General features: G+C 70.8%; 10 protein-coding genes, 2 tRNA genes and 1 riboswitch. Of the genes, 10 read left to right on the top strand and 2 right to left on the bottom strand.

What is annotated here, in order from left to right; genetic code table 11:
• The first annotated feature begins 53 nt into the window (after positions 1 to 53).
• The 5 genes from V5F67_RS11580 to V5F67_RS11560 all read left to right on the top strand — a co-directional run bounded on the left by V5F67_RS11580 (position 54) and on the right by V5F67_RS11560 (position 7,113).
• The gene (locus tag V5F67_RS11580) at positions 54 to 3,839 is read left to right on the top strand and encodes a hydantoinase B/oxoprolinase family protein (protein ID WP_394017688.1); all 3,786 of its coding nucleotides are present in this window, start codon (positions 54 to 56) and stop codon (positions 3,837 to 3,839) included.
• A 66-nt stretch (positions 3,840 to 3,905) separates the two neighbouring features.
• Positions 3,906 to 4,703 carry an ABC transporter permease gene (locus tag V5F67_RS11575; protein ID WP_394017689.1) on the top strand — a complete coding sequence of 266 codons (798 nt, stop codon included), beginning with the start codon at positions 3,906 to 3,908 and terminating at the stop codon, positions 4,701 to 4,703.
• A gap of 102 nt (positions 4,704 to 4,805) precedes the next feature.
• Entirely contained in the window at positions 4,806 to 5,768 is a 963-nt protein-coding gene (locus V5F67_RS11570) for an ABC transporter substrate-binding protein (RefSeq protein ID WP_394017690.1), read from the top strand.
• A gap of 2 nt (positions 5,769 to 5,770) precedes the next feature.
• Complete coding sequence (locus V5F67_RS11565; RefSeq protein WP_394017691.1) at positions 5,771 to 6,619, top strand: ABC transporter ATP-binding protein; 849 nt, start codon at positions 5,771 to 5,773, stop codon at positions 6,617 to 6,619.
• 32 nt (positions 6,620 to 6,651) lie between these two features.
• Positions 6,652 to 7,113, top strand: a complete 462-nt coding sequence (locus tag V5F67_RS11560) for an SRPBCC family protein (protein WP_394017692.1) — start codon at positions 6,652 to 6,654, stop codon at positions 7,111 to 7,113.
• A gap of 220 nt (positions 7,114 to 7,333) precedes the next feature.
• Here V5F67_RS11560 and V5F67_RS11555 read toward each other — a convergent pair.
• Together V5F67_RS11555 and thiC are read right to left on the bottom strand one after the other, a co-directional pair.
• Positions 7,334 to 7,410, bottom strand: a tRNA-His gene (locus tag V5F67_RS11555).
• Positions 7,411 to 7,636: 226 nt separating this feature from the next.
• On the bottom strand, positions 7,637 to 9,505 hold the full coding sequence (gene thiC, locus V5F67_RS11550) for a phosphomethylpyrimidine synthase ThiC (protein ID WP_394017693.1): 1,869 nt from the start codon (positions 9,503 to 9,505) through the stop codon (positions 7,637 to 7,639).
• Between the two features lie 87 nt (positions 9,506 to 9,592).
• Positions 9,593 to 9,723, bottom strand: a riboswitch (TPP riboswitch).
• Between the two features lie 179 nt (positions 9,724 to 9,902).
• Here thiC and V5F67_RS11545 point away from each other — a divergent pair.
• The 5 genes from V5F67_RS11545 (at position 9,903) to V5F67_RS11525 (ending at position 15,225) form a co-directional block, all read left to right on the top strand.
• Entirely contained in the window at positions 9,903 to 10,697 is a 795-nt protein-coding gene (locus tag V5F67_RS11545) for a thymidylate synthase (RefSeq protein WP_394017694.1), read from the top strand.
• Positions 10,698 to 10,840: 143 nt separating this feature from the next.
• Positions 10,841 to 11,941, top strand: a complete 1,101-nt coding sequence (locus tag V5F67_RS11540; RefSeq protein ID WP_394017695.1) for a tellurite resistance TerB family protein — start codon at positions 10,841 to 10,843, stop codon at positions 11,939 to 11,941.
• 79 nt (positions 11,942 to 12,020) lie between these two features.
• Positions 12,021 to 12,932 (top strand): protein-methionine-sulfoxide reductase heme-binding subunit MsrQ, encoded by a 912-nt coding sequence (gene msrQ / locus V5F67_RS11535; RefSeq protein WP_394017696.1) that lies wholly within the window; start codon positions 12,021 to 12,023, stop codon positions 12,930 to 12,932.
• A 123-nt stretch (positions 12,933 to 13,055) separates the two neighbouring features.
• Positions 13,056 to 13,129 (top strand) — tRNA-Cys (locus V5F67_RS11530).
• A 254-nt stretch (positions 13,130 to 13,383) separates the two neighbouring features.
• Positions 13,384 to 15,225 carry an ABC transporter ATP-binding protein gene (locus V5F67_RS11525; RefSeq protein WP_394017697.1) on the top strand — a complete coding sequence of 614 codons (1,842 nt, stop codon included), beginning with the start codon at positions 13,384 to 13,386 and terminating at the stop codon, positions 15,223 to 15,225.
• Positions 15,226 to 15,307 lie beyond the last annotated feature (82 nt).

The following is a 15,307-nucleotide window of genomic DNA, read 5'->3' as shown; positions in this document are numbered from 1 at the left end:
TATTATGTATATAATATCCGGCCAGGCCGGAACATGACGGGACAGAGCGGACGATGAACGGTTCTCGGTGGGACTTCTGGATCGATCGCGGCGGCACCTTCACCGACATCGTCGCGCGGCGGCCGGACGGCGGCCTCGTGGCGCACAAGGTGCTGTCGGAGAACCCGGAGGCCTATCGCGACGCCGCCATCCACGGCATCCGCGAGCTGATGGGCCTTCAGCCCGGCGCGCCCATTCCGGCGGACGAGATCGCCACCGTGAAGATGGGCACCACGGTCGCCACCAACGCGCTGCTGGAGCGCAAGGGCGCGCCCACGGTGCTCGTCACCACCCGCGGCTTCCGCGATGCGCTGCGGATCGGCTACCAGGACCGGCCCGACATCTTCGCCAAGCGCATCGTCAAGCCGGAGCAGCTCTATGGCGACGTGGTGGAGGTGGCCGAGCGCGTGCGCGCCGACGGCACCATCGAGCGCGCGCCCGACCTCGACCAGGTGCGCGCCGACCTGGAAGCCGCCCGCGCCCGGGGCGCGGAGGCCTGCGCCATCGTCTTCATGCACGCCTACCGCTACCCGGCCCACGAGCAGGCGGTGGCCGAGATCGCCCGCGCGGTCGGCTTTCCGCAGGTGTCGGTGAGCCATGAGGTCTCCCCGCTCATGAAGCTGGTGGGGCGCGGCGACACCACGGTGGTGGACGCCTATCTCTCCCCCATCCTGCGCCGCTACGTGGACCAGGTGGCCGGCGAGCTGACCGCCGGGCGTAGCGCGCAAAGCCCTCTCCCGCTTGCGGGGGAGGGTTGGGAGGGGGAAAGCGGCGCGGCTGTCCTCCAGGCATCGGGCAAGGTGGAGACGGGGCCCCTCCCCGTCCCTCCCCCGCAAGCGGGAGAGGGGGATTCAGCCGCCGACGCCTGCCGCCTCATGTTCATGATGTCCTCCGGCGGCCTCACCGACGCGGGCCTGTTCCAGGGCCGCGACGCCATCCTCTCCGGCCCGGCCGGGGGCGTGGTGGGCTGCGTCGAGACGGCGAAGATCGCCGGCTTCGGCAAGGTGATCGGCTTCGACATGGGCGGCACCTCCACCGACGTGTCGCACTTCGACGGCGAATATGAGCGCGCGTTCGAGACCGAGGTCGCCGGCGTGCGCATGCGCGCGCCGATGATGGCGATCCACACCGTGGCGGCGGGCGGCGGCTCGATCCTGCATTTTGACGGCGCGCGCCTCACGGTCGGCCCGGATTCGGCCGGCGCCAATCCCGGCCCGGCCTGCTACCGGCGCGGCGGGCCGCTCGCCGTCACCGACGCCAACGTGATGGTGGGCAAGCTCGACCCCGCCTTCTTCCCGAAGATCTTCGGTCCCGGCCGCGACCAGCCGCTCGACACCGACACCGTGCGCGCCGCCTTCGAGGCGCTCGCCGCGCGCATCGGCGACGGCCGCGCGCCGGAGGCGGTGGCGGACGGCTTCATCCGCATCGCGGTCGAGAACATGGCCAACGCCATCAAGAAGATCTCGGTGCAGCGCGGCTACGACGTGACCGAATACGCGCTCCAGTGCTTCGGCGGCGCCGGCGGGCAGCATGCCTGCCTGGTGGCGGACGTGCTGGGCATGCGCACGGTGCTGATCCACCCCTTCTCCGGCCTGCTCTCGGCCTATGGCATGGGGCTCGCCGACATCCGCTCGACCCGCCAGCGCACCGTGGAGGCGCCGCTCGACGACGCCGGCGCCGAGATCGCCCGCGCGGCGCTCGACGTCGAGGCCGGGGTGGTGCGCGCCGAGCTGGAAGGCCAGGGCATCCCGGCCGCCGACATCGCGGTGATGCGCCGCGCCCATGTGCGCTATGCCGGCACCGATACCTCGCTGCTGGTGCCGTTCGGACCGGTGGCGGACATGAAGGCCGCGTTCGAGGCCGCCCACCGCGCCCGCTTCGGCTTCATCGACGCCACCAAGGCGCTGGTGATCGAGGCGATCTCGGCCGAGGCCATCGGCGGCGGCTCGAAGATCGACGAGGCCGAGGAGCCCGTCACGGCCGGCGACGCCGCGCCCGCCGCGAAGACCCGCTTCTTCTCCCAGGGCGAATGGCACGAGGCCGGCGTGTTCGTGCGCGATCAGGTGAAGCGCGGCCAGACCATCGCCGGCCCGGCACTGCTGATCGAGCCGCACCAGACCATCGTCATCGAGCCCGGCTGGGCCGGCGAGATCACGGCGCGCAACCACCTCGTCCTCACCCGCCGCGTCGCCGCCCGCCACGCGGCGGCGCTGGGGACCGAGGCCGACCCGGTGCTGCTGGAGGTCTTCAACAACCTCTTCATGTCGGTGGCGGAGCAGATGGGCGTGACGCTCCAGAACACCGCCTATTCGGTGAACATCAAGGAGCGGCTCGACTTCTCCTGCGCGGTGTTCGACGCCGAGGGGCGGCTGGTGGCGAACGCCCCCCACATCCCGGTGCATCTCGGCTCCATGGACAAGTCGGTGGAGAGCGTGATCCGCGCCAATGGCGGCCGCATGAAGCCGGGCGACGTCTATGCCATCAACGCCCCCTATAACGGCGGCACCCACCTGCCGGACATCACCGTGGTGACGCCGGTGTTCGACGACACGGGCGCCAAGACGCTGTTCTACGTGGCGGCCCGCGGCCACCATGCGGACGTGGGCGGCGTCGCGCCGGGCTCCATGTCGCCCCGCGCCACCAACATCGAGGAGGAAGGGGTCTACATCGACAACTTCAAGCTCGTGGAGGAAGGCCGCTTCCGCGAAAAGGAGCTGGTGGAGCTGCTCACCTCGGCGCGCTACCCGGTGCGCAACGTGGTGCAGAACGTCAACGACCTGAAGGCGCAGATCGCCGCCTCCGAGCGCGGCGCCTCCGAGCTGCGCAAGATGATCGCCCATTTCGGGCTCGACGTGGTCTCGGCCTATATGGGCCACGTCCAGGACAACGCCGCCGAGAGCGTGCGGCGGGTGCTCGACACGCTGGACGACTGCGCCTTCGAGGTGGAACTGGACCAGGGCTCGGTCATCAAGGTGAAGGTGACCGTCGATAAGGACAAGCGCGAGGCGGTGGTGGACTTCACCGGCACCTCGCCGCAGCGGCCGGACAATTTCAACGCCCCCGGACCGGTGACGCAGGCCGCAGTGCTCTACGTGTTCCGCGTCATGGTCGACGGCAAGATCCCGCTCAATGCGGGCTGCCTCAGGCCGATCCGCATCGTCGTGCCGGAAGGCTCCATGCTGGCGCCGGTCTATCCCGCGGCGGTGGTGGCCGGGAACGTGGAGGTGAGCCAGAACGTCACCGACTGCCTGTTCGGGGCGCTCGGGGCGCTCGGCTCGGCCCAGGGCACCATGAACAACCTCACCTTCGGCAACGACACCTACCAGTATTACGAGACCATCTGCTCCGGCGCGCCGGCCGGTCCCGGCTTCGACGGCGTCGGCGGGGTGCACACCCACATGACCAACTCCCGCCTCACCGACCCGGAGGTGCTGGAGTTCCGCTATCCCGTGGTGCTGGAGGACTTCCACCTGCGCCCCGGCTCCGGCGGCAAGGGACGCTGGAACGCCGGCGACGGCACGCGCCGCACCATCCGCTTCCTGGAGCCCATGGAATGCGCGGTGCTCACCTCGCACCGGCGGGTGCCGCCCTTCGGCGTCGGCGGCGGGGCGCCGGGCGCGTTGGGTCGCAACAGCGTGCGCCGCGCCGACGGCTCGGTCGAGGACCTCGGCGGCTGTGGCCAGGCGACTCTCCATGCCGGCGACGCGGTGATCGTCGAGACCCCCACCGGCGGCGGCTACGGGCCGGCCGCGGAGCGGACGCGCGCCGCCGCCGAAGCCGAGCGCGAGGCGGTGTCATGAGGCGCCCTTCCCGCTTTGCCCCGCCATCGCGCTTTCCCCCGTCCCCCCAGGAAAGGCCGAACGCCCATGAGCGCTGAGACCGATGCCGGCGCCCGCCCGGCCAAGCCCTTCCTGTCCCCCGCCAAGGCGCGGCTGTGGACCGACCGCCTGCTGGTCCTCGTCCTGTCGGTGGGGGCGTGGTACGTGCTGGCGAACATGGTGCTCGACCCGTTCTGGATCTCCAGCCCCGAGCTGGTGGCCGAGCGGCTGTGGCGCATCACCCTCAACGGCGATTTGTGGTGGCATTCCAGCGCCACGGTCTGGCAGGCGCTGCTGGGCCTCGCCCTCGGCCTGCTGGTGGGCTTTGGCTTCGGCCTGCTGCTGGCGCGCTATCCCAGGCTCGCCGAGGCGCTCGACCCCTACATCATGGGTCTCTACAGCCTGCCGCGCATCGCGCTCGCGCCGCTGTTCATCCTGTGGTTCGGCATCGGCCTCCTCTCCAAGGTGATGATGGCGTTCTCGTTCGTTGTCTTCATCTTCCTGCTCAACACCATGCAGGGCCTGAAGGAGGTGGACCGCGACCATATCGATCTCATGCGGTCCATGCGCGCCTCGCCCGCCTTCATCGCCCGCCGGGTGCAGCTGCCGGCGATGCTGCCGTGGCTGTTCGCGGCGGCCCGCATCAGCGTCGGCCTCGCGCTCATCGGCTCGGTGCTGGGCGAGCTTCTGGGCGCCAATCGCGGCCTCGGCTGGTACGTCGAGCACGCCTCCGGCCGCCTCGACACCACCGGCGTGTTCGCCGGCCTCACGGCGCTCATGATCATCGCCGTGCTCATGAACCAGGCCGTCAACCTGCTGGAGCGCTGGCTGACGCCGGCCAAATAGGCCGAACAACCCGTGACCCGGAACGCGGCACGCAAAAACAAAAAGTCCCGAGGAAACGCGCACGGAGTGACACCACGTCCCAACCTTCCAGGGGAGCCAGAGATGTCACCAAACTTCCGCCTCAAGACCCTCGCCCTCGCGGCGGCGGCGCTCGCTGGCCTGAGCCTGCCGGCCGCGGCGCAGACCAAGATCACCGCCGGCACCGCCGCCTTCAACGAGGCGCTGCTGCCGATCTACACCGCCAAGGAGAAGGGCTACTTCAAGGACGCCGGCATCGAATTGGAGATCACCGCCTTCAAGGGCGGCGGTCCGGCGGTGCAGGCGCTGGTGAGCGGCTCCATCGACATGTGCCTGTGCGCCGCCGACCACGTGGTGCGCCTGAAGGCGCGCCGCCAGCCGGCGCAGATCCTGGTCGCGCTCGACGAGTTCCACTCCTACGCGCTGATGGCCAAGGCCTCCTTCCCCGGCAAGGACTATGCGGACCTCAAGGGCAAGAAGATCGGCATCACCTCGCCCGGCAGCCTCACCGACAACACCCTGCGCTACGCCCTCACCAAGGCCGGCATCAGCCCGGAGCGTGACGTGCAGATCGTCGGCACCGGCGGCGGGGTGCCCATGATGGCGGCCATCGACAGCGGCCAGGTGGACGCGGGCCTGCTCATCACCACCGACGTCGCCGCCATGCTGGAGAAGGCCGGCGCCTACAAGGTGGTGATCGACTATCGCGAGATGCCCTACGCCTCGTTCGGCGCCATCGTGCTGAAGTCGTGGGTGGAGAAGAACCCGGCCACCGCCAAGGCCTTCGCCCAGGCGGTGGTGAAGGCGATCGCCGACCTCAAGGCAGACCCCAAGCTCGCCGAGACCGTGCTCGCCACCATGTACCCGAACTTCTCCCCCAGCCTGATCGCGGCGGTGGCGAAGACCGCCGTGGCGCGCACCCCGGCCGGCGGCGTGGTGAGCCCGGCCTCCATCAAGAACCTCAACGAGATCGTGCTGGTGTCGGATGACACGCTGAAGCCGGTGACGGTGGAAGAGGCGTTCGATCCCAAGCTGGCCGCGAAGTAGGGATGGCAGCCCTCATGGAGCGCGCGACGAGCGCATCTTCGCAGCCGCCGGGCGAGAGCCCGGCGGTCTGCGCCACGCCGCCGCGGGTGCGCGTGGTGGGCGTGTCGAAGACCTTCCCCTCCCCCGACGGCGGCACCGCCCGGGTCATCGAGGACGTGGACCTCACCCTCGCCGAGGGGGAGTTCCTCTCCATCGTCGGCCCGAGCGGCTGCGGGAAGTCGACCCTGCTGCGGCTGATCTCCGGCCTGGTGCCGGTGTCGGCCGGGCGCATCGTCGTCGCCGGCGAGGAGGTGACGGAGCCGCCGCCGCGCGTCGGCTTCATGTTCCAGCGCGACACGCTGCTGCCGTGGGCGACGGTGTCCGAGAACATCGCCATCGCGCTGGAGCTGAACGGCACGCCGCCGGCCGCCCGGCCGGCGCGCATCGCCGAGCTGCTCAAGCTGCTGGGGCTGGAGCGCTACGCCGACTACCGCCCGAGCGCCATCTCCGGCGGCATGCGCCAGCGCGCGGCGCTCGGGCGCCTGCTCGCCTACGGTCCCGATCTCTATCTCATGGACGAGCCGTTTGGCGCGCTCGACGCCATGACCAAGATGATCCTCGGCCGCGAGCTGCTGCGCATCTGGAGCCAGGACGCGAAATCCGTGGTGTTCGTGACCCACGACATCGAGGAGGCGGTGGGCCTGTCCGACCGCGTGGTGGTGATGGAAGGCCCGCCCGGCCGGATCAAGAGCGAGTACCGCATCGATCTGCCGCGCCCGCGCGACTTCCGGCAAGTGCGGCTGCTACCCGAGTTCCGCGACCTGTGCGAGCGCATCTGGCGCGACATCGGCCGCCATTCCGAGGCGGAATAGGCCGGGCCCGGAGGACGAGAAGGAGACGGGCCATGGCCCTGGAGATGACCGGGCAGTGCGCCATCGCCTGCCCGCGCGAGCGCGTCTATGCGGCGCTGAACGACGAGGCGGTGCTCAAGGCCTGCATCGCCGGCTGCGAGGAGATCGAGCGGCTATCCGACGACACGATGCGTGCGGCGGTGGTGGCGAAGGTCGGCCCGGTGAAGGCGAAATTCCGGGGCAAGGTGACGTTGTCCGACCGCGAGCCGCCGTCGCGCTACCGCATCACCGGCGAGGGCGACGGCGGCATCGCCGGCTTCGCCAAGGGCAGCGCGCTGGTGACGCTCGCCGACCTGCCGGAGGGCGGCACGCGCCTCAGCTACCAGGTCGAGGCGCAGATCGGCGGCAAGCTGGCGCAACTCGGCCAGCGCCTGGTGGCGGGCACCGCCAAGCAGCAGGCCGACCTCTTCTTCGCCAACCTGGTGCGATACCTGGATGCGCCTCCGGCGGAATAGGCGGCGCGCCTGGCTCTAGCCGGGGCGTTGGAAGCCGGCTTCAGGCGCGTCGAAGCGACAAGAGCCGCGGACGCGGGATGAACCGTGAAGATGCCTTGGTGTGCCGACGCCCGCCTGAACCAGGCGCGAGGCACCGGCGCACTATCGGCACATAAAGCAAATCACTCTCGACCAGATCACACCCTGGAGCGTCTGCGTCTCTGATTTTATTGATCGAATTTGGTACAGGTGGGTGGGCTCGAACCACCGACCTCCGGTTCCACAGACCGGCGCTCTAACCAACTGAGCTACACCTGCACGGCCGTCCGCGCCGCGAGGGGCGGCGGAGAGAGCGCGGAACCTACGCGGGCCGGCCCGCGATTTCAAGGGGGCGCGGCACCTCATCCCAAGGCGCGCCAGCCCGCCCCGGAACGTGGGCGCGAAACGCTGCAAACAGAAGGCCCGGCGCGCAGCCGCGGCCGGGCCCTTCCTGTCGGTGCGGTCGGCGCCTCCTCCGGTTTCGGGGCGGAGGCGCGGGCGATCGCTACTCCGCCGCCGGCGGCGGCGCCACGTCCGGCGCGGGGGCGTAGATCTTGCCGCCGCCGTCGCGGAACTTCTGCGCCATCTCCGCCATGCCGGCAGAGGCGAGGTTGTCGGCCTCGGCGCGGGCGATGTCGCCGGCCTCGATCTTCAGCTCCTGCGAGATCTTCATGGAGCAGAATTTCGGCCCGCACATGGAGCAGAAGTGCGCCACCTTGGCGCCCTCGGCGGGAAGCGTCTCGTCGTGGAAGCGCTCCGCCGTCTCCGGGTCGAGGGAGAGCGCGAACTGGTCGCGCCAGCGGAAGGTGAAGCGGGCGCGCGAGAGCGCGTCGTCGCGGATGCGCGCCGCCGGGTGGCCCTTGGCGAGGTCGGCGGCGTGGGCGGCGATCTTGTAGGAGATCACGCCCGCCTTCACGTCGTCGCGGTCCGGCAGGCCCAGATGCTCCTTCGGCGTCACGTAGCAGAGCATCGCCGTGCCGAACCAGCCGATCATCGCCGCGCCGATGGCGGAGGAGATGTGGTCGTAGCCGGGGGAGATGTCCGTCACCAGCGGGCCGAGGGTGTAGAAGGGCGCCTCGTGGCAGACCTTGAGCTGCTTCTCCACGTTCTCGCGGATCAGGTGCAGCGGCACGTGGCCGGGCCCCTCGATCATCACCTGGCAGTCGTACTTCCAGGCGATCTCGGTGAGCTCGCCCAGCGTCTCCAGCTCGGCGAACTGGGCGGCGTCGTTGGCGTCGGCGATGGAGCCGGGGCGCAGGCCGTCGCCGAGCGAGAAGGCGACGTCATACTGGGCGAGGATCTCGCACAGCTCCTCGAAATTCTCGTAGAGGAAGCTCTCCTTGTGGTGGGCGAGGCACCACTTGGCCATGATCGAGCCGCCGCGCGAGACGATGCCGGTCACCCGGTTGGCGGTGAGCGGAACGTAGGGCAGCCGCACGCCGGCATGGACCGTCATGTAGTCGACGCCCTGCTCGGCCTGCTCGATCACCGTGTCGCGGAAGATCTCCCAGGTGAGGTCCTCGGCGACGCCGTTCACCTTCTCCAGCGCCTGGTAGATCGGCACGGTGCCGATCGGCACCGGCGAATTGCGCATGATCCATTCGCGGATGGTGTGGATGTTCTTGCCCGTAGAGAGATCCATCACCGTGTCGGCGCCCCAGCGGATCGCCCACACCAATTTGTCCACCTCCTCGGCGACGCCCGAGGTCACGGCGGAATTGCCGATATTGGCGTTGATCTTCACCAGGAAGTTCCGGCCGATGGCCATCGGCTCGGTCTCGGGGTGGTTGATGTTGTTGGGGATGATGGCGCGCCCGCGGGCCACCTCCTGGCGCACGAACTCGGGGGTGATGTCGGCCGGGATCGTGGCGCCGAGGCCCATGGCCTGGTGATGCGGATGGGCGCCGCCGTTGGCGCGCGCGAGGTTCTCGCGGGCGGCCACGTATTCCATCTCCGGCGTGATGATGCCGGCCCGCGCATAGGCCATCTGGGTCGGGCGCCTGCCCGCCTTGGCCCGCAGCGGGCTGCGGCCGGTGAGGTCGAACTGCGGCAGCGTCGAGGACTGGCCGTCCTTCAGGCCGTTGTCCTCGGGCTTGACCTGACGGCCCGCCACCTCCTCCACGTCGCCGCGCTCGCGAATCCACTGGGCGCGCAGCTGCGGCAGGCCCTTGGTGAGGTCGATCACCGCCTCGGGGTCGGTGTAGGGGCCGGAGGTGTCGTAGACCTTGAGCGGCTTCTCGCTCGGGTCCGAGATGGCGATCTCGCGCATGGCGACGCGCACGTCGGGCCGCGCGGCGCCCACATGGACCTTGCGGGATGAGGCCAGGGGGCCGGTGGTGACCTTCAAAGACGAGGTCGAGCTTTCGTCGAGCATGCGGATCTCCTTCAAGCTTGCGCTTCCAGCGAGACCCGGGATTCGAGCTTCAGGAGACGGCGCGCGGCGGACTCTTCAGGACGTCCGCAGGCACGGGGTTCCGATCCCTTCGCCGGTATGACCCGGATCAGGTTCAAAGGGTCAACGCGGTGGCCGCAGCCCAGAGGCGGCGGCCGTGCGAAATCTCAGCCCCTTCCGGGGCCCCCCTTGGAACGGATCAAGTGTGAGGTAGACCAAAGGCCAATGTCAACGCTGCGTCGCACAATGCCGGCTCGCAGCCCAGAAACGCCGCTGCGATGCTCCCTTGGAAACCGGGCATAAGGGGGATGCATCGTTGGCCCTTGCATCGCCCGGGCCTAGACTTATGTCCCGTTCCCGATTCCCTGGACGTGAGAGCGTGCGCCAATACCATGACCTCCTGAAGCGCATCCTCGACGAGGGCGTGCGCAAGGACGACCGCACCGGCACCGGCACGCTCAGCGTGTTCGGGCACCAGTCGCGCTACGACCTCACCGAGGGCTTCCCCCTGGTGACGACGAAGAAGCTGCACCTCAAGTCCATCGTCCACGAGCTGCTGTGGTTCCTCGCCGGCGACACCAACATCCGGTATCTCAAGGAAAACGGCGTCTCCATCTGGGACGATTGGGCGGACGCAAACGGCGAGCTCGGGCCGGTCTACGGGCACCAGTGGCGCTCCTGGCCCACCCCCGAGGGCGGGGTGATCGACCAGATCGCGCAGGTGGTCGCCGACATCCGGCGCAATCCCGACAGCCGGCGCCTGATCGTCACCGCCTGGAACCCCGCGGACGTGCCGAAGATGGCGCTGCCGCCCTGCCACTGCCTGTTCCAGTTCGCAGTCGCGGACGGCAGGCTCTCCTGCCAGCTCTACCAGCGCTCGGCGGACGTGTTCCTGGGCGTGCCGTTCAACATCGCCTCCTATGCGCTGCTTACCCACATGGTGGCGCAGGTGACCGGGCTGAAGCCGGGGGACTTCGTCCATACGCTCGGCGACGCGCACCTCTACCTCAACCATCTCGACCAGGCGCGCGAGCAGCTGTCTCGTCCCCCCCGCGCGCTGCCGCGGCTGGTGCTGAACCGCGAGGTCACCGACCTGTTCGCCTTCCGCTACCAGGACGTGGCGTTCGATGGCTACGATCCCCATCCCCACATCAAGGCCGCGGTCGCGGTCTGACCGGTGGCGCGGCGGCGCCATTCGGCCCGCGCGCGGAACGTGCTATGTGAGCCGGACCAGGGGAACTGGAATTGCCGCGCGCCTGTCATCTGGGCGTGCGAGCGTACCGAGCGGTTTCGCTCGTTCTTTCAATGGAGGGTGCCATGGCATCGGATGCAGGAAGCCTGCTGGGTCAGCTCTTGGGCGCGGCGCTCGGCGGCGGCAGCGTGCGCGGGGCCGGCGCGGGGCCGGCCGCCAGCGGCGCGGGCGGCAGCCCCCTGGAGCAGATCCTCCAGAGCGCGCTCGGCGGCGGCCAGCAGGGCGGCGGGGCCGGTGGCCTGCCGGGCGGCCTCGGCGACATTCTCGGCCAGGTGCTCGGCGGCGCGGCCGGCGGCCAGGGCCGCGGCGGGCAGGCCGGCGGCGGCCTTGGCGACATCCTCGGACAGGTGCTCGGCGGCGGCGCCGGGCCGCGCGGCGGCAGCGCGGGCGGCGGCGGCCTCAACGACATTCTGGGCCAGGTGCTGGGCGGCGGCGCGGGCGGGCAGGCGGGCAGCGCCGGCGGCCTTCCAGGCGGCCTCGGCGACATCCTCGGCCAGGTGCTGGGCGGCGGCGGCGCCGCGGGCGGCGCGGCCGGCCGCGCGGGTGGCGGCCTCGGCGATCTCGCCCAGGACGCCCTCGGCGGCCCGGCGGGGCAGCCCGCGCCGAGCCCGATGCCGGTGCCCGCTCCGGCCCCGGCGCCGCAGCCCACCGGTGGCACCCAGCCGAGCGGCGGCGGCGACCTCGTGAAGTATGGCGGCCTCGCCATCATCGGCATGCTGGCGTTCAACGCCTTCCGCAAGTGGCAGGCGCAGTCCGGCGGCTCGCGCCTGGTGGCCGACGACGCCCAGGCCTTCAGCCCGGCCCAGGCGCCGGGCGGCCCGGAGCACTTCTCGCAGGTGCTGGTTGCCGCCATGGCCGCCGCCGCGCAGGCCGACGGCAGCCTCGACCAGGACGAGCTCAACCGCATCGCCCAGGGCGTGACGCGCATGGGCGGGCAGGCGCCGGACCAGGCGGTTCTGGTGGAAATCCTCTCCACCCCCGTCAATCCCCAGGACCTGGTGAACGCCGCGACCTCGCCGGAGGCGGCGATGCAGATCTACGCCGCCTCGGTCATGGCCATCCGCCCCGACAGCGCGGCCGAGCAGCGCTATCTCGCGAACCTCGCCCAGGCGCTCGCCATCGACCCGGCGCTGAAGGCCCAGCTGGACCGCGACCTGGCGGCCTGATCCCGATGGGACGGCGCGCTCACGCCATCGTGCGCGGGCGCGCCGTAACGCGGTCCTCACCGGCGACGTAGAAGGCGCGATGCCTGCCGCCTCCCCTACCCCGCTCGCGCGTCTGGCGCGCCCCCTCCTCTTCGAGAGATCCGGCGCCCTGAGCGCCGAGAAGGCGGTCGCGCTGGCGCTTGCCTTCGCGCCGCTCGCCTATCTTTCCTGGATCGCCGCAAGCGGGGGGCTCGGGGCGCGGCCGGTGTCCGCCGCCATCCACTTCACGGGCCTCTGGGCGCTGCGCTTCCTCGTCGCCAGCCTCGCGGTGACGCCGCTGCGCCGCACCTTCGGCTGGAACAAGCTGATCCTCGCCCGCCGCACGCTCGGCCTCGCGGCGCTGGGCTATGCGCTCCTCCACATCGGCCTGTTCTTCGTCGACCAGGGCGCGGCGCGGGCGGTGCAGGAGATCGTGCTCAGGGTCTATCTCGTCATCGGCGCGCTGGCGCTCGCCATCCTGCTGGCGCTGGGGCTGACCTCCACCAACGCCGCGATCCGCCGCATGGGGGCGCAGGGCTGGTCGCGGCTGCACCGGCTGGCCTACGGGGCGGCGGCGCTCGGCACGCTGCATTTCTTCTTCCAGTCGAAGCTGGATGTGACCGAGCCCACGCTCATGGCGGGGGTCCTCGCCTATCTGCTCGGATTCCGCCTGCTGTTCCGCGGCGGCACCCCGGTCGCGGCCGGCCGCCTGGCCCTGCTGGCGGCCGTGAGCGCGCTCGCCACAGCGGCGATGGAAGCCGCCTGGTACGGCCTCGCCACCCGCGTCGACCCGGCGCTGGTGCTGGAGGCCAACCTCTCGTTCGACCTCGGCCCGCGCCCGTTCTGGTGGGTGCTGGCGGGCGGGCTCGCGGTGGCGGCAGCGGCGGCGATCGACGGGCGGCGACGTCCGCACGCGCGCCCGGACGGTCGGCGCCGGCGCGCCGCCGGAAGCGCGCGCACCGGGGCCTCCTGACGACCGCCGGCGCGGGATCTCCTGCGGATCGACGCCCCCCGCCTGGCGCCGCCGCAGCCGGGGACAAGCGGGAGCGGACGCTTGCGCCGGTGTGGCGAACCCCTTAAGAACGCCTCTCCGTGAGGCCACGTGGCGGAGTGGTTACGCAGCGGACTGCAAATCCGTGCACCCCGGTTCGATTCCGGGCGTGGCCTCCAGCTTCCCCTGCGTGAGCACCCCCGGCCCCGGCAAAAGCGCCGTGCGGCGCGTTGCAGCCGGGCTTCAGCACCCTCCCGATCGTTGCTGCACCGCACCCGATCCGCTTGCGCCAACCCATTTGCGTGCCTGGGCTTTTGTCGTCCGCACCCGTGCCCGCGCCGGACCGCTGCCCGCGGCCGACATTGACTTGGCGCCGCCGGAGGTCTTCAACGGCCACGGAGCGGCCCGCGTGCGCGCGCCGCCGGAGATGGGAATGAACCCGAAGCAGCCTGCCGGCTCCAAGCCCCGGCTTGATCGCGACGAGACTGTCGAGGTGCTGCGCCGCCTGCTGCTGCAGGACGGGCGCCACCACTGGAAGGGCTATGCGCTCGCCTTCCTCATGATGGGCGCCATGGGCGCGTGCACCGCCGCCCTCGCCTATCTCATGAAGGACGCCGTGGACGCGATCTTCGTCACCCCCACCCCGGAGGCGGTGTGGGGCGTGGCGCTCGCGGTCATGGCGCTGTCCATCATCAAGGGCGCGTCCGCCTACGGCCAGGTCATCACCATGGCGCGCGTCGGCAACCGCATCGTCGCCGACAACCAGAAGCGCGCCTTCGAGCAGCTCCTGCACCAGGACGTCTCCTACTACGCCCAGCGCCACACGGCCGAGACCAGCATGCGCTTCAATGCCGGCGCCAACGGCGCGCGCGGCAGCCTGGAGCTGGTCATCTCCTCCATGGGGCGCGATGCGCTCTCCCTGGTGATGCTGGCGGGCGTCGCCATCGCCCAGGACCCGTTCCTGGCGGTGGTCGCCCTGGTGGTGATGCCGGCGGCGGTGCTGGGCACGCGCATGCTCATCCGCAAGTCGAAGCACATCTTCACCACCGGCTTCACCTCGGGCGTGAAGCTGTCCTCGATCGCGCTCGAGGTGTTCCAGGGCATCCGCACGGTGAAGGCCTACACGCTCGAAGAACAGATGCGCGGGCGCACCCACGCCTTCATCGACCAGGTGGAGCACGCCAGCAACCGGCTGGTCCGCACCCAGGCGAAGTCGAGCCCGCTCATGGAGACGCTGGGCGGCCTCGCCATCGGCGGCGTCATCCTCTATGCCGGCTACAACGTGATCGTGGCGAACCGCTCGCCGGGCCAGTTCTTCTCGGTGCTGACCGCGCTGCTGCTCGCCTACGAGCCGGCCAAGCGCCTCGCCCGGCTGCACGTGGACATCGTGCCCCACATCATGGGCGCGCGCATGCTGTTCCAGCTGCTCGACACCCCGGCCGCCGAACGCGACGCGCCGGGCACCCCGGCGCTGGAGCATCCCCGGGGGCGGATCGAGTTCAAGGACGTCGTCTTCGGGTACCGCAAGGACGAGGCTGTCCTGCGCGGGCTGTCGCTGGTCGCCGAGCCGGGCCAGACCACGGCGCTGGTGGGCCAGTCGGGCGGCGGCAAGAGCACCATCATCAATCTCATCGAGCGCTTCTACGACCCCCAGGAGGGGACCATCACCCTCGACGGCATCGACCTGCGCGCCGTGACGCGCACCTCGGTGCGCGCGGCGAGCGCCCTTGTGAGCCAGGACGTCTACCTGTTCTCGGGGACGATCCGCGACAATATCGGCTTCGGCCGCCCGGGCGCGAGCGAGGAGGAGATCGTCGCCGCCGCCAAGGCCGCCCACGCGCACAATTTCATCATGTCGTTCGAGCACGGCTACGACACCGCGGTGGGCGAACACGGCACCCAGCTTTCCGGCGGCCAGCGCCAGCGCGTCGCCATCGCCCGCGCCTTCCTCAAGAACGCCCCCATCCTGCTGCTCGACGAGGCCACCGCCGCTCTCGACAGCGAATCGGAGGCCGAGGTGCAGAGGGCGCTGCAGGAGCTGCAGCACGCGCGCACCACCATCGTCATCGCCCACCGCCTCCAGACCGTGGTCAAGGCCGACCGCATCTGCGTGGTCGAGGCGGGCCGCGTGGTCGAGAGCGGCCGGCACGAGGAGCTGCTGGCCAGGCGCGGGCGCTATTATGGGCTCTATTACGCCCAGTTCGCCCACGAGATCACCGCCCAGGCCGGCGGCGAGGCGGCGGAAGCGGCGCCCCAGACGCGCGCCAGCGCCTGAGGCGCCGGCGCCGCCGCGGCGCCGAAGCACCATCCGAGGCGGCATGCGGGTTTGCGCCGCCTCCGAGGGCGGCGCCCTGTCG

The sequence above is a fragment of the Xanthobacter pseudotagetidis genome, from assembly GCF_043194795.2.
Lineage (GTDB): Bacteria > Pseudomonadota > Alphaproteobacteria > Rhizobiales > Xanthobacteraceae > Xanthobacter > Xanthobacter tagetidis_A.
The sequence above is the reverse complement of the archived record's forward strand: the minus strand, read 5'-3'. Positions and strand labels throughout refer to the sequence as shown.